Raw genomic sequence first — 18,457 nt, 5'->3', positions numbered from 1 at the left:
ACCGGATCAGCGCGACCCAGGGCCAGCGTCAGGGCCGGTGTCAACGAGTCGTATCGTCCCGTCGTGTCCTCTCCGCACATTAAGTCCGCCGCGGTCGCGGCAGCGTTGTCGGCGCTCGACGAGGGGCGTACGCCCGAACGGCCGGTGTACCGGGAGGCGGTCCGTGCCTTGTTGACCGCCCTCGCGGAGCGCGCCCCCGGCCGATCGGTGGAGGTGCGTGTCCCACCTTACGGTGCAGTTCAGTGCCTTCCGGGCCCCCGACACACCCGCGGCACCCCGCCGAACGTGGTGGAGATGGATCCGCCGACCTGGCTGGCGCTGGCCACCGGGCGGCTCTCGTGGACGGAGGCGGTCACCGAGGGTCGCGTACGGGTGAGTGGGAACCGAGCGGACCTCTCCGCGCATCTACCTGTCTAGCAGCGGTTCCACGATCGCCTCGGTGACGCGCTGGAGCCAAATCGTGACTATCTGTATCGACCGCCATTCGCGTACACTGTCAGGCGACGACAGTGGTCCCGGCCGAGGAGTGCGGATCAGCGCCTCTGATTCCGCCAGGCCAGTCCAGACCAGCATGAGGGAGCGGCAGGGTGCCCCGAGGCGACGGCCGGCTGAGCCACGACCTTGATCCCCAACGACCCGGCCCGCAGGACGCCTGTGGCGTCTTCGGTGTGTGGGCCCCCGGCGAAGAGGTCGCCAACCTGACCTACTTCGGTCTCTATGCACTCCAGCACCGGGGCCAGGAGGCCGCCGGCATCGCGGTGAGCGACGGCTCCGGCGTGGTGGTCTACAAGGATCTCGGCCTGGTGGCCCAGGTCTTCGACGAGCCGACGCTGGCCAGCCTGCGCGGCCACGTCGCGATCGGACACGCCCGCTACTCCACCACCGGCGGTTCGACCTGGGAGAACGCCCAGCCGACCATCCGGTCCACCACCTCCGGCACCACCATCGCGCTGGCCCACAACGGCAACCTGGTCAACACCGCCGAGCTGCAGAAGGAGGTCGCCGAGCGGGGCCTGGTCGCCGACGGCGCCACCAACGACACCTCCCTGGTGACCATGCTGCTGGCCAGCCGCCCGGACCTGTCCGTGGAGGCCGCCGCGCTGGAGGTGCTGCCGCAGCTGCGGGGCGCGTTCAGCTTCGTCTTCATGGACGAGTCGACGCTCTACGCGGCCCGCGACCCGCACGGCGTACGGCCGCTGGTGCTCGGCCGGCTGGAGCGCGGCTGGGTGGTCGCCAGCGAGACGGCCGCGCTGGACATCGTCGGCGCCAGCGTGGTCCGCGAGGTCGAGCCGGGCGAGCTGATCGCGATCGACGCCGACGGGCTGCGGTCGGCCCGGTTCGCTGCGCCGGAGCCGAAGGGCTGCCTCTTCGAGTACGTCTACATCGCCCGCCCGGACGCCACCATCGCCGGGCGCAACGTGCACTCGGCCCGGGTGCAGATCGGCCGCCAGCTCGCCAAGGAGCACCCGGTCGAGGCCGACCTGGTGATCCCGGTGCCGGAGTCGGGCACCCCGGCCGCGATCGGGTACGCCGAGGAGTCCGGCATCACCTACGGCGCCGGCCTGATGAAGAACCCGTACGTCGGGCGCACCTTCATCCAGCCGTCGCAGACCCTGCGCCAGCTCGGCATCCGGCTCAAGCTCAACCCGCTGCGCGAGAACGTGCGGGGCAAGCGCCTGGTGGTGGTCGACGACTCCATCGTGCGGGGCAACACCCAGCGGGCCATCGTGCGGATGCTGCGCGAGGCGGGCGCGCTGGAGGTCCACGTCCGGATCTCCTCGCCGCCGGTCAACTGGCCGTGCTTCTACGGCATCGACTTCGCCACCCGGGCCGAACTGCTGGCCAACGGGCTGGACAACGAGGGCATCCGGCGTTCGATCGGCGCCGACACCCTCGGGTACGTCTCGCTCCCCGGTCTCATCGCCGCGACCGAGCAGCCCAAGACCCGGCTCTGCCGCGCCTGCTTCGACGGGGAGTACCCGATCGAGCTGCCGGCCGGGAACCTGATCGGCAAGCACGTGCTCGAAGGAGTGGGGCGGCGGGTCACGAACTCGCCCTCCGACGACCTCGGGCACACCGCCCCATCGCTCGTCGCCACTCCGGGCGGCGCGACCGTCCACCCGTAGCACCACCCGGCGCCGCCCGGCACCCCGAGCGGCACGGAGAACCACAAAGGGGAGAACCGTGACGCACGTGTCCGAGCGCAGCGGCGCAGGAAGCAGCCCGACGGGTGCCGGCGGCGACCGCCAGCCCTGGACGGCCGGCTCCGGCCGCACGGCGCGCAAACGCTCGGTCTCGTACGCGGACGCCGGTGTGTCGATCGAGGCGGGCGACCGCGCGGTCGAGCTGCTGAAGTCCAAGGTGAAGCAGACCCGGCGGCCGGAGGTCATGGGTGACCTCGGCGGCTTCGCCGGCCTGTTCCGGCTGGACACCAAGAAGTACAAGAACCCGATCCTGGCCTCGTCCACCGACGGCGTGGGCACCAAGCTGGTGATCGCGCAGCAGATGGACATCCACGACACGGTCGGCATCGACCTGGTCGCGATGGTCGTCGACGACCTGGTGGCCTGCGGCGCCGAGCCGCTGTTCCTGCTCGACTACATCGCCACCGGCGAGGTCGTGCCGGACAAGGTCGCCGAGATCGGCGCCGGCATCGCCGACGGCTGCCGGTACGCCGGCTGCGCCCTGCTCGGTGGTGAGACCGCCGAGCACCCGGGTGTGCTGCGCCCGGACGAGTACGACATCTCCGCGACCGGCGTCGGCGTGGTGGAGGAGAGCGACATCCTCAGCCCGGAGCGGGTCGAGGTGGGCGACGTGGTGATCGCCATGCGCTCCTCGGGCCTGCACTCCAACGGCTACTCGCTGGTGCGGCACGTGCTGCTCGGCGCGGGCCGGATGCGGCTGGACGTGGTGATCGAGGACTTCGGCCGGCAGCGCACCCTCGGCGAGGAGCTGCTCACCCCGACCAAGATCTACGCGCAGGACTGCCTCAAGCTGATCGCCGAGGCCGAGGTGCGGGCGCTGGCCCACGTCACCGGCGGCGGCATCCCGGGCAACCTGGTGCGGGTCCTGCCGGAGCACGTCGACGCGGTGGTCAACCGGTCCACCTGGAAGCCGCAGCCGATCTTCGACCTGATCCAGTCCAAGGGCCGGATCGAGGACCCGGAGATGGAGGCGACCTTCAACATGGGCGTCGGCATGTTCGCGATCGTCTCGGCCGAGGACGCCGACCGCGCGCTGGCCACCCTGACCGGCCGCGGCGTCGACGCCTGGCAGGCCGGCGAGATCATCGAGGGCACCGGCAACGTGCAGATGATCGGCCAGCACACCCGCGGGTGATCACGCTGGGTTGATCATCAGGGCACCTGATCAGGGCTTCACCCGAGTGGCCGTCGCCGCCTAGCCTGAAGGGCCTCAGGTACGGGGGAGGAGGGCCGATGGCTGCTCGGGCACAGTCCGTGACGGGGATGCGGGGCATCGCTTCCGTCCCCTCGTACGTGGTGATGCAGCCGACGACCCTGTGCAACCTGGACTGCGTCTACTGCTACCTGCCGTTCCGGGCCGCCGACCGGCGGATGCCGGTGGCGGTGGCCGAGGCGGTCGCCGCCTGCGTCAACCCGTGGGCGGCGAGCGGGCGGTTCTCGGTGGTGTGGCACGGCGGGGAGCCCCTCGCGGCCGGTCGGGAGCACCTGGCCGCCCTGATCGCCCCGTTCGGGCCCGAGGTGGAGCACCACGTCCAGACCAACGCCACGCTGATCGACGACGCCTGGTGCGCGTTCTTCGTCGAGCACGGGGTGCGGGTCAGCGTGAGCGTCGACGGCCCCCGCGAGCGCAACGTCGACCGGGTGACCCGGGCCGGCCGGCCGGCGTACGACCGGATCGTGCGCGGCGTGGAGACGCTGCGCCGGCACGGTCTGCCGTTCTCGGCGCTGGCCGTGGTGGGCCGGCCCGGCCCCGGCTACGCCACCGAGCTCTACGAATACTTCCTCGACCTCGGCTGCGACGTGCTCGGGGTCAACATCGAGGAGACCGAGGGGGTCAACGTCCGGGGCAACGCGCACGACGCGGCGGCGGTGACCGCGTTCTGGGCGGAGCTGGTGGCCGCCTGGCGCCGGGCGCCCCGCATCCACCTGCGCGAGGTGGAGTGGTCGTTGCGCTACGCCGCGGCGGTGCTGGACGGCGCGGCGGACGAACTGCTGCCGCGGCAGCTCGACCCGATCCCCACCATCGGCCACGACGGCTCGGTGACCGTGCTCTCCCCCGAGCTGGCCGGCTTCACCGACCCCCGGTACGGCGACTTCAGCAGCGGCAACGTGCTGGCGACCCCGCTGGCCGAGATCCTGGCCGGTGCCGCGGGCACGCCCTGGGTCGGCGAGTTCCTCGCCGGGGTCGAGGCATGCCGGTCGTCCTGCCCGTACTTCGGCTTCTGCGGCGGCGGGCACGCGGCCAACCGCTACTTCGAGCAGGGGCGCTTCGACGGTACGGAGACCGAGCACTGCCGCAACAGCAAGATCCGCCTACTGGAGGGAGTGTTGGAGCATGCCCGAGACCACGAGTCACCGGCAGCCTGAGCACGTCGGGAGAGCGGTCGCCGAGCCGGTCGTCGACCGGGTCAGACAGGCCGCCCCGGGGCTGACCGCCCTGCTCCACGAGGCCGAGGCCGCGCGCCGGTCACGGGCGGAGGTGTCGGGCTCCGACGGCGCCAGCGCGGTCTGCGCATGGAACCACTTCGAGAACATCCCGACGTTCTACAACTGGAACAACCGCCCGCGCTGAACAGGCCGAGATCAGGGACCCTGCCGACCGGCCGGAGAGCGTTCCGGTGGGGCGAGGTCCCTGATCGTCGGTCGTGGCGCCGCTTTGTCGGGCACATGCGTGAGCACGCGGGGAGTTACCGCGTGCTCAGATGCGACCGGAGGTCAGCGGGTCGGAGGAACCCAGGCGTCCGGGTCGTCGTCCGCGTGATCCTCATCATCGTCGTCGACATACTCTTTGTAGTCGTCGTCGAAGTTGTGCTCAGACTTACCAGCACCCGCCAACTCGCGCTGCAAGGCGGTGAGGTCGGTGTTCGGGGAGTGGTACTTCAACTCCCGGGCCACCTTCGTCTGCTTGGCCTTAGCACGGCCGCGCCCCATGGCTCGACCCCCTCGCACAGAATGCGGGGCAGCCCGAAGGCGGGCCCCGATGACGTCAGGCATCTCTCGTGGCTCTTACGGTACATGGGGATGCCGCCGTTCGGCACCTCGGGTTACCGTCAGTCGGCCCTGCGCGTCGCAGCGATCCGACCGTCACCGAGTGTACCCGGTAAGGAGCGGATGCCGGGGCTGGCCGTGACACCGGACAAACCGCCACAAACTCCCAGAATGCAGCTTACTCGGGGGTGCCCCCGGAGCGCGGGCCGGTGCCCGCACCCCGGGGGCCGCCGTCAGCGCAGGTGGATGGCGCGCAGCCGGCCCACGTCGGCCATCCGGCGCTCGGCCAGCCGGTCGGCGGCCACCGCCGGCGGCACGCCCTCGTCGTCGGCGAGTCGCAGGATCTCCCGGGTGGTGTCGTAGATCTTCGTGGCGCGCAGCTTGGCCCGCTCGAAGTTGAAGCCCTCGATCTCGTCGGCGACCTGGATCACGCCGCCGGCGTTCACCACGTAGTCAGGGGTGTAGAGGACGCCCCGGTCCGCGAGCAGCTTCTCGATGCCCGGGTGGGCGAGCTGGTTGTTGGCCGCCCCGGTGACCACCTTGGCGCGCAGCGCCGGCACGGTGTCGTCGTTGAGGGCGCCGCCCAGCGCGCACGGGGCGTACACGTCGATGTCGGCGGCGACGAGCGCCGAGGCGTCGTCGACCAGCTCGATCTGCGGGTGGGTGGCGCGCGCCCACTCCAGGGCCTTCGGGTTGACGTCGGTCGCCAAGACCTCGGCACCGTCGTCGAGCAGGTGCTTGGTGAGGTACTTGCCGACCTTGCCCAGGCCGGCCACGCCGACCCGCTTGCCGGCCAGCGTCGGGGCGCCCCAGACGTGCTCGGCGGCGGCGCGCATGCCCTGGAACACGCCCCAGGCGGTGAGGATCGAGGAGTCACCGGCGCCGCCGTGCTCCACGCTGCGGCCCGTGACGTAGCGGGTCTCCCGGGCGATCACGTCCATGTCGGCGACGTAGGTGCCGACGTCGCAGGCGGTGTAGTAGCGGCCGGCCAGCGACTCGACGAAGCGGCCGTACGCGCGCAGCAGCGCCTCGCTCTTGATCTGCTCCGGGTCGCCCCAGATGACCGCCTTGCCGCCGCCCAGGTCCAGCCCGGCCAGCGCGTTCTTGTACGCCATGCCGCGGGACAGGTCGAGCACGTCCGCCAGCGCCGCCTCCTCGCTGGCGTACGGGTAGAACCGGGTGCCGCCGAGCGCGGGGCCCAGCGCGGTCGAGTAGATGCCGATGATCGCCTTGAGGCCGGTCTGCTTGTCCTGGCAGAACACGACCTGTTCGTGACCGGTCGATCCCGGGTCGTCGGTGCTCGCGAATACGCCCATGGCTTGCTCCTGTGTCGGTGTGCGCCCTTGTGGGACGCGGCCCTGGTGGACGCCGGCGGGATGCTGCCGGTCCTGCTGAGCCTAATATCGGTCCACGCCGCACTGCCGTCCACGTCGCGCCTGTCGGCGCTGACGGCGCTGGGGCCCCGTCTCGTGGGAGGATCGCGCCGTGCCGTCGCTCTTCGCTGCTTACCTGCGCGTCTACGAGCCGTTGACCGCCTTCGACCGGGACCGCCAGGCGTACTGGCGGCGCTACGTGCGGGAGGGGCGGGCGGTCGCCCCGCTGGAGGGCCCCGGGCGGCAGCGCACCTCGGTGATCGAGGCGCTCGGCGCGGGCTGGACCCGGCTGCCGGACCCGCCGGACGAGGCGTACGTGCTGGAGGCCGACGACACGCTGCTGGTCTGCCCGTGGAACCTGCGGATCCGGGTGGCCGAGGCGGCGCTCAGCGCGCGTGACGGGGTGCCGTCGGTGCTCGCCGACGCGTTCGTCCCGCCGGTCCTGGCCGGGCAGGCGAAGGCGGTGGTCGACGACTGGCGTAGCGGGGCGCGGGTGCTCGAGCACGGGGTCCCGCGGCTGCACGAGCAGATCGCCACCTGGGGCGTGCCGCTGCGGTGGTTCGTGCTCTTCGAGCCGGCGGAGCGGGACCTGGTCACCCACCCGGGGCGGCGGGCGCTGCGCTACCGCACCGAGATCTCCAAGGCCCGCCGCCGGTCCTCCCGGGCGTTGTCGGTGCTGCGCAAGTCGGTCGGCGAGGCGCCGATCACCGAGGCGGTCGAGGAGGCCGCCCGCTGGCTGGAGGAGTTCCACCCGCGCTCGGTGGTGGAGCTGGACTACGGCGGTCTGGTGCAGCTGCTCTCGGACGAGACGCTGGCCGCGGACGACTCGACGGAACTGGTCGCGGCCGGCCTGGCCGGGCTCTCCCGGGGCGAGGCGGAGGAGGCCTCGGCGGCGTACGACCGCCTGGTGGCCCGCTGGCGTGCGGTGCAGCTGCTGGAGCGGTGCAACTGACCACGAATCCACCCAGGAATGCTGTCGGATACGAGGCAGTCTCGTAGTTGACGCATCACGAACCGTGATCATGAGTCCGAATAAGGTACTTTCTGCCGTGTAAAAGTCAGATAAATCGGGCATGGTTCATCCGTCCGTCTAGGGACCTTCGGCCGTTCGGCCCATGTCGGACATCGGGGACTAGCCGGACCATGGGAGACGCGTCGACCGGCGGGACCCCGGCCGATGTCTATACATGTGGAGGAGTGACCGATGGCATCGCGAACGCACGAACCAGAGCCGCTACTCACGCCGGCCGAGGTGGCGTCGATGTTCCGTGTCGACCCGAAGACGGTGACCCGGTGGGCCAAGGCGGGGAAGCTCAGCGCGATCCGAACCCTGGGCGGCCACCGTCGGTACCGCGAGTCGGAGGTTCGGGCCCTGCTTCAGGGGCAGATCCCGCAGCAGCGTCAGGGAGACTGACCGACCGACACCGAGAAGAATTCCGGTCTCAGGGGCGGGCGGACGTCGCGACAGCGACGATCCACCGCCCCTGAACCATGTCCGGGGCCGGCGACGCTCACTCCTGGACGGTCACCTGGATTCCGATCGTGCCCCGCTCGCCCCGCCGCAGCCGGCTGCCGAGCAGGGTCAGCCGGCCCAGCATCCGGTACTTCCGCTTGATCAGATCGCGGATCCGGCGGCTCTCCTCCGGCGAGGAGAGCACGGCGTGCCCGGGTACCGCCGCACCGAGCGGCCGGCCCCGCACGTCGCAGGGGGCCACCGTCACCGTGCCGTCGCGCCGGATCCGCTTCACCTTGCCCGAGTCCGCCGCCGTCCAGACCGCCAGCGTGTCGCCGTCGCGCACCGCCCAGACCGGGGTCGGCACCGCCCGGCCGTCCTTGCGGAACGTCGTCAGCAGGACGTACTTCTCCGCCGCCAGGCGGTCCAGGTCGGTCACGCCGCCAAGGATACGACCGCGACAGGCCCGGGCCGCGCCGATAGCGTGAACCCCGTGACCGGCGAACCGAGGATCGGCGACGTGTTCGGCGAGATGCTGCGCGACGCGTACGCGGTGCACACCGGGATCGGTCCCCGGCCGCTGGTGGGCGGGCGACTGCCCCGACCGGTCATCGAGATCATCGAGCGCGAGGACGGGCTGATCAACGGTGCCCCCGCCGCCCACTACCTCGACGGGCCGGAGCACTGGCAGCCGTACGACCACCGGGCCGTGGACCGGGTCCGGGGCGCGACGCTCGACATCGGCGTCGGGGGCGGGCGAATCGCGCTGCTGCTCCAGGAGCGGGGCGTACCGGTGACCGGACTGGACACCTCGGTCGGCGCGCTGCGGGTGTGCCGGCACCGGGGGGTGCGCGAGCTGGTCCTCGGCACGGTCGACGAACATATCGCCGCCGGCCGGCGGTACGACACGTTCCTGCTGCTCGGCAACAACCTGGGCCTGATCGAGGGGCGGCATCGGGCGGCGGCGTTCCTGGCCGCGCTCGCCGCGATGGCCGCACCCGGCGCGCAGGTCGTCGCGCACGGCACCGACCCGTACGGCACGACGGACCCGGTGCACACCGGTTACCACGAGCTCAACCGGCAGCGGGGCCGGCTCGGCGGCCAGTTGCGGCTGCGGCTGCGCTACCGGGAGCTGGGCACCGGCTGGTTCGACTACCTCGTCTGCTCGGCCGAGGAACTGGCCGAGCTGGTCCGGGGCACCGCTTGGCGGCTGACCGACGTGGACGACCGGGACGCCCCGTACTACCTGGCCACCCTGCGGCTGGCGGGCTGAGCGCGCCGCCGGGGCCCCCGGACCGGGGCCCCGGCGCCGGCCTAGACCTGCACGGTCGGGGGCAACTGCTCCGGCGGGAGCCCGCCGTCGCCGTCGACCACCTCGTCCGGGGTGCCGTCCTCGTCGAGGTCGACCATCGTGATGTCGACCTTGCCGTCACCGTTGGTGTCGAACTGGAACAGGTCGGCCTTGCCGTCGCCGTCGGTGTCCACCACCCACACGTCGGTCTTCCCGTCGTTGTTGGTGTCCGCGCGGAGCAGGTCGACGCGCTCGTCGCCGCGCGTCTCCACGGTCTCCCCGCCCTCGGTGGTGCCGGTGCCGTCCACGGTCTCCGGTGCCTGGCTCATGTGCCACGTCCTTCCCTTGGCGTCGAGGGCCGTCTGTACCCGTTCCGGCGATCCCCCACGCATGCCGCCCGTTGCGTTGCTGCATAGGGTCGCACCCAGGAGCGAGCGGCACGGCGCGGCGGAGACCCCGCGCGTCGCCGCGCGCAGCGAGGGAGCGTCATGAGTGGTCGTTTTGTCGTCGTCGGTGCCGGCACGATGGGGCTCGGGATCGCCTACGTCGCCGCCGGTGCGGGACACGCCGTCGAACTGGTCGAGGTGGACCGGGGCCGGTCGGAGGCCGCCGCCGCGCGCCTCGGTGAGCTGTGGGACCGGGCGGTGCAGCGCGGGAAGCTCGGCGCCGAGGAGGCCGCCGGGCACCGCGACCGGGTGACACTGCGGGCGGCGCTGGGCGAGGTCGCGCCGGAGCCGGACGTGGTGGTGGAGGCGGTGCCCGAGCGGCTCGACCTGAAGCGCGCCGTGCTGCGCGAGGCCGAGGGCCTGCGTCCGGCGCTGCTGGGCAGCAACACCTCCAGCATCCCGATCGCCGAGCTGGCCGAACCGCTGGCCCGGCCGGAGCGCTTCCTCGGGCTGCACTTCTTCAACCCGGTCTGGGCGATGGCCCTGCTGGAGGTCGTGGTGGGCCCGGCGACCGCCCCGGAGACCACCGACGCGGCCGTCGCGCTCGCCGGCCGGCTGGGCAAGGACCCCGTCGTCGTACGCGACATGCCCGGCTTCGCCACCTCCCGGCTCGGGGTCACCCTCGGCCTGGAGGCGATCCGGATGGTCGCCGACGAGGTCGCCAGCCCCGCCGACATCGACAAGGCGATGGTGCTCGGCTACCGGCACCCGGTCGGCCCGCTGGAACTCACCGACCTGGTCGGGCTGGACGTCCGGCTCGACATCGCGCGTACCCTCCAGGCCGCCTACGGAGACCGCTTCGCGCCGCCGCCGCTGCTGGAGGAGATGGTCGCCGCCGGAAAGCTCGGCAAGAAGTCCGGCCAGGGCTTCTACCGCTGGGTGGACGGCCGTAAGGCCGACGGGGAAGGGGCCGGCAGGTGAGCGGGCTGCGGATCGAGGAGCTCCCGGACCGGCTGGTGGTGACCCTGGACCGGCCGGAGAAGCGCAACGCCATCGACGCCGACCTGATCGGCGAGCTGCACGCCGTCTGCGCCGAGCTGGAGGCCCGGCCCCGGCTGCTGCTGCTCACCGGCGGCGCGGAGGGGATCTTCGCCGGTGGGGCGGACATCGGCCAGCTGCGCGAACGCGGCCGGACCGACGCCCTCGCCGCGATCAACCAGGCGGCCTTCGCCCGGATCCGGGCGCTGCCGATGCCGAGCGTGGCCGCCGTGGACGGGCCGGCGCTGGGCGGCGGCGCGGAGCTGGCGTACGCCTGCGACCTGCGAGTGTGTACGGCCCGGGCGGTGTTCGGTCAGCCCGAGGTGCGGCTCGGCATCCTGGCCGGCGCCGGCGCGACCTACCGGCTGCCGGCGCTGGTCGGCGAGGCCCGGGCCAAGGAGCTGCTCTTCACCGGCCGGCGGGTGGACGCCGAGGAGGCGCTGCGGATCGGCCTGGTCAACCGGGTGGTGGCCGAACCGGCCGAGCTGCTGCCCACCGCGCACGAGCTGATCGACGAGATGGCGAAGGCATCGGCCCTGGCGCTGCGGCTGACCAAGCTGGCCGTGGACGCGCCGGCCGCCGCCCACCCCCACCTCGACCTGGTCAGCCAGGCGGTGCTCTTCGAGGACGAGGAGAAGCGGCGGCGGATGACCGAGTTCCTGGAGCGGCGCCGCTCCCGCTGACCCCCGTACGCGCGACGGCCGCACCGGATGCTCCGGTGCGGCCGTCGTCGTACGTGCTCAGTGCCGGATCGGCACTTCCGCGTCGTCCAGCGCCCGGATCAGCCCGGCGGACTCGGCGAAGCCGATGACCAGCACCGCCTCGGGGGCGTAGCTCTTGATCTCCTTCGCGGTGCCGGCGAAGTTCACCCCGTCGGCGCCCTCACCGTCCGCCGGCGGCTCGTAGGTCAGCAGCTTCACCCGGTCGCTGCCGAAGCCGGCCCGCTCCAGCTCGACGCGGACGGTCTCCTGGAGACCCTCACCGTAGGAGTCCTTGCGGGCCACCACGACGATCTTGTGCGGACCGTCGCGCAGTATCACGTCGGCCAGCGCCCGGCCCTGGAGGCTGTCCGGCGGGGCGGTGCGGAAGTAGAGGCCCTTGTCGTCGGCCTTGCTCAGCCCCGAGTCGGTGTTCGACGGGGAGAACAGGATCCGCCCCGCGGCGACCACGTCCGGCAGCACGGCGCTGGAGATGCCGGAGGCGCCGGCACCGATGATGACCTGCACCTTCTTGCGGATGTGCGAGGCGACCGTGGCCTTGGCGACCACCGGGCTGGTGCCGTCGTCGCCGTCGATCCAGACCACCGGCTCACCGAGCACGCCGCCGGCGGCGTTGATCTCCTTGAGCGCCAGTGCGGCGCCCGCCGCGATCGGCGGGTTGGCCAGGGCCAGGTCACCGGTCTTGGGCAGCAGGCCGCCGAGGATCAGCGGGGAGCCGTCGCTGCGGTCGGTCTTGCCGCCGCGCTGCTTCTTGGGCTTCGGCGGCGTCTTGGTGCTCGCCGCGGTCTCGAAGCCCGCACCGACGAACTCGGTCTTCGCGTCATTGATCTTCTGGGCGTCGAAGTGCAGCGTCGCGTAGCTGGCGGTCGCCGGCTCGCCCTCGTCCGTGAAGCCGGCCCGGGTCAGCGACGCGCCGCGGTACTCCACGTCCTGCCCGTCGCGGGCCAGGGCCAGGCAGCTCTCGGCGTCCGAGCAGCGCTGACCGTTGGTGGTCACCCCGACGATCTGCTTGGCGATGGCCGCCGGGTCGGTGCTGCCGGCGAGTTGGGCCGCCAACGCGCTGATCATCACCGCGTCGTAGGCCTCGGCGGAGTAGAGGAAGTCGGTCAGCTTGGGGTCGACCGCCCGTAGCCGTTCCTTGAAGTCATCTGTCAGCGGCGTCAGCGGGGTTGTGCCCTTCATGCCGTCGACCAGGTCGGCGCGCTCCTTCAGCTCGCCGGCGAAGGAGTTCAGCATGTTGCCGTCGGTGCCGTACAGACGCACCTGTTGGGTGGCAGTCTCTTCGGGCTTGTCGGTCGTCCCGCAGGCGCTGGTGACGAGCAGGAACGCCGCACCGGCCGCCAGGATGGCAGCGCGCGGGCCGCGTGTTACGAGCATGGTCGTCCTTACCTTCGGGGAGTTCCGCTGCGCACCATAGCGTGCCCGGGCGGCGGGTGGGAGCGTGGAGCCCACCGGCAGTCGTCGGCCATCCGTCATCAACACGCTGCGTGACCGACGGGCTGTTCCGGGTCACCGCTTGACCCGCTCTCCTACTGTGCGGCAGGTGACCGAAGTACCTGACCAGACGCTCGACGACGCGACCGCCGTGCTCCGTTCGGCACTGGCCGGGGACGGTGACGCGGTGGTGGGTACGTTCGACGCCGTGGTCGACCGGTCCGGGCTGGCGGGGGCGTACGGAGTGGCCTGGTGCCTGGCCGCCACCATGGTCGGCGACCCGCCGCCGCCCGGCGCCTGCGCGCTGGACTTTCCCGGCATCGACGAGGCCGGTTACGACACCCGCTGGGTGGCCCGCTTCGTCAGCGCGTACGCCAACCACGACGCGGACACCGGCGAGGCGCTGTTCGGGGCGGCGGCCGCCGACGGACTGCTGCCGGACTGCCTGCTCACCCTCGCCGGCTCGACCGTGGCCACCCTGCGCAGTCGGGCCGGTTGACGGCGCGGCGCCCGGTGCGGGCGCCGCGCCGGGTGTCGCCTAGTACGCGTGGTACGCCACCAGCGGCTCGTACTCGTAGCGCAGGGTCTCGAACCGGACCTGGAACCGGACCCCGTCGCGGACCTTCGTCGCCACGGCGATGAAGTCGGACTTCGACGGCAGGTACGTCCGGTAGTTGCACTGGTCCGTCTTGTCCACGAAGATCACGCACGCCTCGACGCCGAACTCGCTGGCGTTGCGGACGTTGATGTCCTTGCACCGGGTGCTGGTGCGGTACGGGCCGGCGTCGCCGCCCCAGCCGCCGGTCTGGAAGTACGAGCGGACCGCGCCGCCGTAGCAGGTGGCGTACGACCCGCCCAGGTTGGTCTCGGGGGCGGCCTGGGCGGGGGAGCCGAGGGCGAGCAGTGACAGCGCCGCCGTGGTTGCCGTCAGGCGGGCGACCGGGGATGCCATGCGGTTGCCTCCAGGGATGGGGGATGAACCCTGCGTTGCGGACAGGGAGCCGAGCGTGGTGATGGTACCGACGGTTCGTCCGCAATGGACCATCCCGCGGATGTGATAGCTCTGGTGACATGTCCGAGGCGATGCTGAGCAAGGTGCGCAAGTTGCTGGCCAAGGCCGAGGACCCGGCCTGCACGCCCGCCGAGTCGGCGGCCTTCACCGCCAAGGCCACCGAACTGATCGCCCGCTACGGCGTCGACCGGGCGCTGCTGGCCGCCCGCGACCCGGCCACCGACCCGGTCGGGGACCGGGTGGTCGACGTCGTCGCCCCGTACGCGCGGGACAAGGCGGGGCTGCTCGCCGCCGTCGCCGACCCGCTGCGGTGCCGCTGCGTACGGCGCGCGCACGGCGACGGCTTCGCCCTGCACCTGTTCGGCTTCGCCAGCGACCTGGAACGGGTCGACCTGCTCTTCACCTCGCTGCTGGTGCAGGCCGCGCACGGGCTGTCCGGGACGGTCGTACCGGCCGGTGAGCACCCGGCCGCCTTCCGCCGCTCCTGGCTGGCCGGCTTCGCCCGGGTGGTCGGGGAGCGGCTGCGGGCGGCCGAGGCGGGTGCGGCGGCCGAGCGGGGCACCCCCTCGGTCGCGCTGGTCCTCGCCGACCGCTCGGACCGGGTGGCGCGTCGGGTGACCGAGGTCTACCCGCGGCTGCGGACCGCCGCGCCCCGCCGGCTGGCCGGCACCGGCTTCGGCGCCGGAGCCGAGGCGGGCCGCCGGGCGGACCTCGGCGGTCGTGGAGTGGTCGACGGCGCGGGCGGCCGAGGAATCGCCCGGTGAACAACGCCGGCCGGGCGGCGGGACGGGGGTGGGTCAGCCGAGCCCGGCGTCGTATCGGGCGAGCGTGCCCAGGTAGCGGCTGAGCAACTCGTGCCAGCCGGCGGTGAGCGCCTCCCGGTAGCCCTCGGCGGCCTGGCCGTGCCGGTCGAAGTGCCGGTGCTCCACCTCGATCCGGGTGTGCCCCGACCCGTCGGGCAGGAACAGCACCTCGACCTCACTGGCCCGCGCCGGGTCCGGCACCGGTACCCGGTCCGGGCCGATCTGCCAGGTGAAGACGAGCCGCTTCGGTGGGTCCCAGGTGAGCACCCGGCCCCAGTCGCTCCGGAAGCCGTACGGGCCGATCTCGTAGAGCATCCCGCCGGCCCTCGGCTCGATCCCCAGCTCGGCCAGCGCCTCCGGCCCGGACCAGGTGTATTCGCGCACCCACCAGTCGGCCAGCGACCCGGTGAACACCGCGAACGCCTGCTCTGCGGTGGCTGGGGCGAGGAGCGTGCTGCGGAGTGCGTACCGCTCGACGTCCTGCCGGACGTCCGCCATCTCCTGTCCCATAGGCCCGGACCATACCGGCTGATGCCGCGCTGTGCAGCTTCGCGTACTGATCCCCTTCCGGACAGTGGTCGCGACCCATGGTGTCCGGCCCGCCACGGATGGCCACCGGGAAAGCGGGTAAGCGCGGCTGACGTGGTCCGGCGGCCGGGCCTCGGGTGAGGGAGCGGAAAAGCATGAGCGAGAGCGGGGCGGCGGCACGCGGACCGGGCCGGACCGGCGGGGGTCCGGAGGTCGAGCCGGACGTGCTGCTCGACATCCCGAGGGTGTCCGTCGACTCGATCCGGCTGGCCGTGGACGGGCTCGACGCGGACGTGTCGCTGCGTGCCCGGCTGGCCAACCTGCTCCAGCTCGACGCGGGCGTACGGGTGCACCTGGAGCGGGTGGAGCTGGACATCGAGGGTGTGCGCGCCGAGGCGGTGCTGAAGGTCCGGTTGGAGAAGGTGCTGGAGATCCTGGACCGCGCGTTGAGCACCATCGACCGCAACCCCCAGATCATCACCGCGCTGGCCAACACCGCGAACCTCACGCTCAACGACGTCAACCGGGTGGCCGACCGGGTGACCGACCTGACCACGCCGGTCGTCGACCAGACCGGCCAGCCGGTGGGCCAGCTCGGGCAGGTGACCGGGCAGCAGGTGGCACAGCCGGGTGGGCAGGGCGGCTCGGCGGCCGGGGCAGCAGGCGAAGGCCGCGGGGGCAAGCCTGCGGGCCCCGAGGGCGCGTCAGGTGGGCCCGCCGGCCCGCCGGCGCCGACCGCGCCGGAGCGGCCCGCCGGGCCTCGTCCGGAGTCCCCGGCCGGTCCGTTCCCGGCGGGGTCGCCGCAGGAGCCGCCGCTGGGTGGTCGGCCGTCCGGTCAGGGCGCCGAAGGCGACCGGGGTACGACTGCGGGCGGCCGCCAGCCCCGCGGTGACGCCGAGGGCGGCGAGCGCGGTGCGGAACGCGGCCGGGGCCAGCCTGGCGAGGGCGGAGAGGCACCGGAGGCCCCGGGCGGGGGGCAGCAGGGCGCGCAGGCGGGCCAGCTCGCCGGGCAGGCGGGCGAGACGCTGCGGCAGGCCGGTCGGAGCGTCTGGGAGGCGATCCAGGGCGGCATGGCGCAGCGACGCCAGGGGCAGCAGCGCCGGGACCGGTGACGCGAGACCCGGCCGGCCCAAGAGGTAGGACCGATTACGCCTTCCCGTCGGTGCAGCAGTCGTCGGCGCAGCCCGAGGCGGGGCCGACGGCATCGACGGCGGGCAGGGGTGCGCAGTCGTCGCAGTGTTCACCGCGCCAGGCTTCGACGCCTTCCTTGACCGCGACCCCGGCGATGACGAGCGCGGCGATCGGGTCGGCCCACGACCAGCCCCAGACGGCGTTGAGGACCAGCCCGACGAGGAGCACCGCGGAGAGGTAGGTGCACAGCATCGTCTGGGTCGAGTCCGCCATGACGGTTGCCGAGCCGAGTTCCCGGCCGGTGCGCCGCTTGGCCCGTACGAGCAGCGGCATCACCAGCAACGACGCCACGGCGAGGCCGATCCCCACCGGGCTGGCGTCGGCGTCGCCGCCGGCCAGCAGCGAGCGGACGGCATCGAAGGTCACCCAGGCGGCGAGGGCGAAGAACGAGGCGCCGATGAGCCGCAGCGCCAGCCGTTCCCGATCCTCGGGCACCCGAGAGCGGAACTGCCAGATCAGCACCGCCGCACTGGACACCTCGACGAACGAGTCCAGGCCGAAGCCGATCAGCGCCGCGGAGGAGGCGGCCGCGCCGGCGGCGATCGCGACCAGCCCCTCCAACAGGTTGTAGCCGGCGGTGGCGTAGGCCAGCCACAGGCTGCGCCGGGACAGCACCGCCCGCCGCTCGGGCGTCAGCAGCGCCGCGCTCACGCGTTCACCCCCGCCGGGGCATCAGCCGGCGTCCCGAAGGTCGGGCACAGGGCGACCGCCTCGCCGGTGGCGGCCAGGAGTTGCTCCGCCGAGCGCAGCAGGTCCAGCAGTTCCGGCCGCGTCAGGGCGTAGAACGACTGGCGACCCTCGGCCCGATAGTCGATCAGCCCGCAGTCCCGGAGACACGCCAGGTGCTTCGACACCGTCGACTGGGCCAACCCCAGCTCGCCGGTCAGGTCCACCACCCGGGCCTCTCCGGTCGCGATCCGGCGCAGGATGGCAAGCCGGGTCGGATCGCCGAGGGACCGGAACAACGCCACCGCAGGAGCGAGCCCCGAGGCACAATCAATCGCCATAGCGTGATGATAGTCAGAATCGGCGATCACTCGCACCCGGAAACGCCGCCCCGTAGATGCCCAGTGCGCCACCACGCCTGGGAGTTGACAGCGCCTCATGATGGCCCTATGAGCCCGAGTGACACGCTCCTGCTGACCGGCCGTCTGGTGATCGTGGTCGTCAGTCTCTTCGTGCTCGTACTCGGCGGGAGCGTCGCGGTGTCGCGACGAATTCCCCGGGCCTGGCTTCGCTTCGGGCACCCGACGAAGAGCCCGCGAATGCAACCCGTCCGCCTCGGCGGTGGCCTCGCGCTGGTGGGCGCGAGTCTGCTGATCCAGCAGGCGCCGTTCCTCATCCCGATGCCTCTTGCCCTCAGGGCCGCTCTGTTGGCGGTGGCAGTGCTCCTTGCCGCTGCGGCGGGATGGCTCTTCCTGCGGCGGGGCTCAGCCAGCGACTAGCTCCTGCATGCTGATGTGCTGGGTCAGCCGTGCGACATCTCCGTCTGCGGGGAGGTCGGGCAGGCTGCCACCTTGACATCCCTTGAACGATGGCCGCATGAGCGTGAATGACCCGGACCCGGTATGGATCGCCTTGCGCCTCGTCAGCGTGGTCCTCAGCGTCGTCATGGTCATAGTCGGCGTGCGTGTCGCCGTGTCGCGACGGTTTCCCGTGGCATGGGTGCGGGCTGCGCGCCTGACGGCGAGCCAGCGGTCCCAGCCCGTCCGCCGCGGTGGCTTTTGCGCTTTGCTTGGCGCGGGGCTGCTCGCCCAGCAGGCACCGTTTCTCGTTCCCGTGCCCTACGCGGTCGGCGTTGCCCTGTTCGCGGTCTCGCTGCTTCTCATCATGACTGCGGCGGGATGGTTCGCCCTGCTCCGGCGCTAGCCTTCGACCAGCCCGGCATGGTGATGTGGCGGGGCAGCCGTCGAACCTCGACGCGAGCGTCAGCCGTGCTGATCACCGGGACGAGAAAGGACCGGGCTGCGGCGACCCGCAGGCCGCCGCAGCCCGGTCACGTCAGGGCAGCTCCGACGGGCGGTAGCTGGTCGTTCC

The 18,457-nt window shown here is 72.4% G+C and carries 24 protein-coding genes; 15 read left to right on the top strand and 9 right to left on the bottom strand.

Going from position 1 to position 18,457, the window contains the following annotated elements; all coding sequences use genetic code 11:
* Positions 1 to 63: 63 nt before the first annotated feature.
* The 5 genes from V6U88_RS23995 to amcA all read left to right on the top strand — a co-directional run bounded on the left by V6U88_RS23995 (position 64) and on the right by amcA (position 4,776).
* Entirely contained in the window at positions 64 to 417 is a 354-nt protein-coding gene (locus V6U88_RS23995; protein ID WP_334456332.1) for a sterol carrier family protein, read from the top strand.
* A gap of 170 nt (positions 418 to 587) precedes the next feature.
* Positions 588 to 2,126: an amidophosphoribosyltransferase gene (purF, locus tag V6U88_RS23990; protein ID WP_334456331.1), complete on the top strand. Its 1,539-nt coding sequence runs from the start codon at positions 588 to 590 to the stop codon at positions 2,124 to 2,126.
* A gap of 58 nt (positions 2,127 to 2,184) precedes the next feature.
* Positions 2,185 to 3,339 carry a phosphoribosylformylglycinamidine cyclo-ligase gene (gene purM, locus V6U88_RS23985; RefSeq protein WP_334456329.1) on the top strand — a complete coding sequence of 385 codons (1,155 nt, stop codon included), beginning with the start codon at positions 2,185 to 2,187 and terminating at the stop codon, positions 3,337 to 3,339.
* A gap of 128 nt (positions 3,340 to 3,467) precedes the next feature.
* Positions 3,468 to 4,571 carry a cyclophane-forming radical SAM peptide maturase AmcB gene (gene amcB, locus V6U88_RS23980; protein WP_334456480.1) on the top strand — a complete coding sequence of 368 codons (1,104 nt, stop codon included), beginning with the start codon at positions 3,468 to 3,470 and terminating at the stop codon, positions 4,569 to 4,571.
* Positions 4,540 to 4,776, top strand: coding sequence for a multiple cyclophane-containing RiPP AmcA (amcA, locus tag V6U88_RS23975; protein ID WP_334456327.1), 237 nt, complete (start codon positions 4,540 to 4,542; stop codon positions 4,774 to 4,776). Before amcB ends, amcA begins: the two co-directional genes overlap by 32 nt.
* 143 nt (positions 4,777 to 4,919) lie before the next feature.
* On the opposite strand, the gene V6U88_RS23970 is transcribed toward amcA, so the two are convergent.
* Both V6U88_RS23970 and V6U88_RS23965 read right to left on the bottom strand, forming a co-directional pair.
* Positions 4,920 to 5,135: a DUF3073 domain-containing protein gene (locus tag V6U88_RS23970; protein WP_334456325.1), complete on the bottom strand. Its 216-nt coding sequence runs from the start codon at positions 5,133 to 5,135 to the stop codon at positions 4,920 to 4,922.
* Positions 5,136 to 5,425: 290 nt separating this feature from the next.
* Positions 5,426 to 6,508, bottom strand: coding sequence for a Glu/Leu/Phe/Val family dehydrogenase (locus V6U88_RS23965; protein ID WP_334456324.1), 1,083 nt, complete (start codon positions 6,506 to 6,508; stop codon positions 5,426 to 5,428).
* Between the two features lie 169 nt (positions 6,509 to 6,677).
* Here V6U88_RS23965 and V6U88_RS23960 point away from each other — a divergent pair, with 169 nt between their 5' ends.
* Both V6U88_RS23960 and V6U88_RS23955 read left to right on the top strand, forming a co-directional pair.
* Positions 6,678 to 7,517 (top strand): hypothetical protein, encoded by an 840-nt coding sequence (locus V6U88_RS23960; RefSeq protein WP_334456323.1) that lies wholly within the window; start codon positions 6,678 to 6,680, stop codon positions 7,515 to 7,517.
* A 252-nt stretch (positions 7,518 to 7,769) separates the two neighbouring features.
* On the top strand, positions 7,770 to 7,979 hold the full coding sequence (locus tag V6U88_RS23955) for a BldC family transcriptional regulator (RefSeq protein WP_007073996.1): 210 nt from the start codon (positions 7,770 to 7,772) through the stop codon (positions 7,977 to 7,979).
* A gap of 97 nt (positions 7,980 to 8,076) precedes the next feature.
* Here the strand turns inward: V6U88_RS23955 and V6U88_RS23950 are convergent, their stop codons facing one another.
* A complete protein-coding gene (locus V6U88_RS23950) occupies positions 8,077 to 8,457 on the bottom strand; it encodes a PPOX class F420-dependent oxidoreductase (RefSeq protein WP_334456322.1) in 381 nt (126 codons plus the stop codon).
* Between the two features lie 54 nt (positions 8,458 to 8,511).
* On the opposite strand from V6U88_RS23950, the gene V6U88_RS23945 reads away from it, so the two are divergent.
* The gene (locus tag V6U88_RS23945; protein ID WP_334456320.1) at positions 8,512 to 9,291 is read left to right on the top strand and encodes a class I SAM-dependent methyltransferase; all 780 of its coding nucleotides are present in this window, start codon (positions 8,512 to 8,514) and stop codon (positions 9,289 to 9,291) included.
* A 41-nt stretch (positions 9,292 to 9,332) separates the two neighbouring features.
* Here V6U88_RS23945 and V6U88_RS23940 read toward each other — a convergent pair whose 3' ends face one another.
* Positions 9,333 to 9,638, bottom strand: coding sequence for a hypothetical protein (locus tag V6U88_RS23940; RefSeq protein WP_334456318.1), 306 nt, complete (start codon positions 9,636 to 9,638; stop codon positions 9,333 to 9,335).
* 159 nt (positions 9,639 to 9,797) lie between these two features.
* Here V6U88_RS23940 and V6U88_RS23935 point away from each other — a divergent pair, with 159 nt between their 5' ends.
* Positions 9,798 to 10,676, top strand: coding sequence for a 3-hydroxyacyl-CoA dehydrogenase family protein (locus tag V6U88_RS23935; protein ID WP_334456316.1), 879 nt, complete (start codon positions 9,798 to 9,800; stop codon positions 10,674 to 10,676).
* Positions 10,673 to 11,416, top strand: coding sequence for an enoyl-CoA hydratase/isomerase family protein (locus V6U88_RS23930; protein WP_334456314.1), 744 nt, complete (start codon positions 10,673 to 10,675; stop codon positions 11,414 to 11,416). The genes V6U88_RS23935 and V6U88_RS23930 overlap by 4 nt, the downstream gene beginning before the upstream one ends.
* A gap of 57 nt (positions 11,417 to 11,473) precedes the next feature.
* Here V6U88_RS23930 and V6U88_RS23925 read toward each other — a convergent pair whose 3' ends face one another.
* Positions 11,474 to 12,829, bottom strand: a complete 1,356-nt coding sequence (locus V6U88_RS23925) for an ABC transporter substrate-binding protein (RefSeq protein WP_334456312.1) — start codon at positions 12,827 to 12,829, stop codon at positions 11,474 to 11,476.
* 166 nt (positions 12,830 to 12,995) lie between these two features.
* On the opposite strand from V6U88_RS23925, the gene V6U88_RS23920 reads away from it, so the two are divergent.
* Positions 12,996 to 13,385: a hypothetical protein gene (locus V6U88_RS23920; protein WP_154940641.1), complete on the top strand. Its 390-nt coding sequence runs from the start codon at positions 12,996 to 12,998 to the stop codon at positions 13,383 to 13,385.
* 39 nt (positions 13,386 to 13,424) lie between these two features.
* On the opposite strand, the gene V6U88_RS23915 is transcribed toward V6U88_RS23920, so the two are convergent.
* Positions 13,425 to 13,838, bottom strand: coding sequence for a hypothetical protein (locus V6U88_RS23915; RefSeq protein WP_334456310.1), 414 nt, complete (start codon positions 13,836 to 13,838; stop codon positions 13,425 to 13,427).
* A 119-nt stretch (positions 13,839 to 13,957) separates the two neighbouring features.
* Between V6U88_RS23915 and V6U88_RS23910 the strand changes: the two genes are divergently transcribed.
* Positions 13,958 to 14,662: a DUF2786 domain-containing protein gene (locus tag V6U88_RS23910; RefSeq protein ID WP_334456309.1), complete on the top strand. Its 705-nt coding sequence runs from the start codon at positions 13,958 to 13,960 to the stop codon at positions 14,660 to 14,662.
* 33 nt (positions 14,663 to 14,695) lie between these two features.
* Here the strand turns inward: V6U88_RS23910 and V6U88_RS23905 are convergent, their stop codons facing one another.
* On the bottom strand, positions 14,696 to 15,211 hold the full coding sequence (locus V6U88_RS23905; RefSeq protein ID WP_334456308.1) for an SRPBCC family protein: 516 nt from the start codon (positions 15,209 to 15,211) through the stop codon (positions 14,696 to 14,698).
* 173 nt (positions 15,212 to 15,384) lie between these two features.
* On the opposite strand from V6U88_RS23905, the gene V6U88_RS23900 reads away from it, so the two are divergent.
* Positions 15,385 to 16,341: a hypothetical protein gene (locus V6U88_RS23900; RefSeq protein WP_334456307.1), complete on the top strand. Its 957-nt coding sequence runs from the start codon at positions 15,385 to 15,387 to the stop codon at positions 16,339 to 16,341.
* Between the two features lie 34 nt (positions 16,342 to 16,375).
* Here the strand turns inward: V6U88_RS23900 and V6U88_RS23895 are convergent, their stop codons facing one another.
* Both V6U88_RS23895 and V6U88_RS23890 read right to left on the bottom strand, forming a co-directional pair.
* Positions 16,376 to 17,071, bottom strand: a complete 696-nt coding sequence (locus V6U88_RS23895) for a cation diffusion facilitator family transporter (RefSeq protein ID WP_334456306.1) — start codon at positions 17,069 to 17,071, stop codon at positions 16,376 to 16,378.
* On the bottom strand, positions 17,068 to 17,427 hold the full coding sequence (locus V6U88_RS23890) for an ArsR/SmtB family transcription factor (protein ID WP_334456305.1): 360 nt from the start codon (positions 17,425 to 17,427) through the stop codon (positions 17,068 to 17,070). Before V6U88_RS23890 ends, V6U88_RS23895 begins: the two co-directional genes overlap by 4 nt.
* Positions 17,428 to 17,535: 108 nt before the next feature.
* Between V6U88_RS23890 and V6U88_RS23885 the strand changes: the two genes are divergently transcribed.
* Together V6U88_RS23885 and V6U88_RS23880 are read left to right on the top strand one after the other, a co-directional pair.
* Positions 17,536 to 17,865, top strand: a complete 330-nt coding sequence (locus V6U88_RS23885; protein WP_334456304.1) for a hypothetical protein — start codon at positions 17,536 to 17,538, stop codon at positions 17,863 to 17,865.
* A 97-nt stretch (positions 17,866 to 17,962) separates the two neighbouring features.
* Complete coding sequence (locus V6U88_RS23880) at positions 17,963 to 18,289, top strand: hypothetical protein (protein ID WP_334456303.1); 327 nt, start codon at positions 17,963 to 17,965, stop codon at positions 18,287 to 18,289.
* Positions 18,290 to 18,457 lie beyond the last annotated feature (168 nt).

The organism is Micromonospora sp. CPCC 205739 (assembly GCF_036906795.1).
Lineage (GTDB): Bacteria > Actinomycetota > Actinomycetes > Mycobacteriales > Micromonosporaceae > Micromonospora.
Note: the sequence above shows the minus strand (reverse complement) of the source record. Positions and strands in the feature narration are given on the sequence as shown.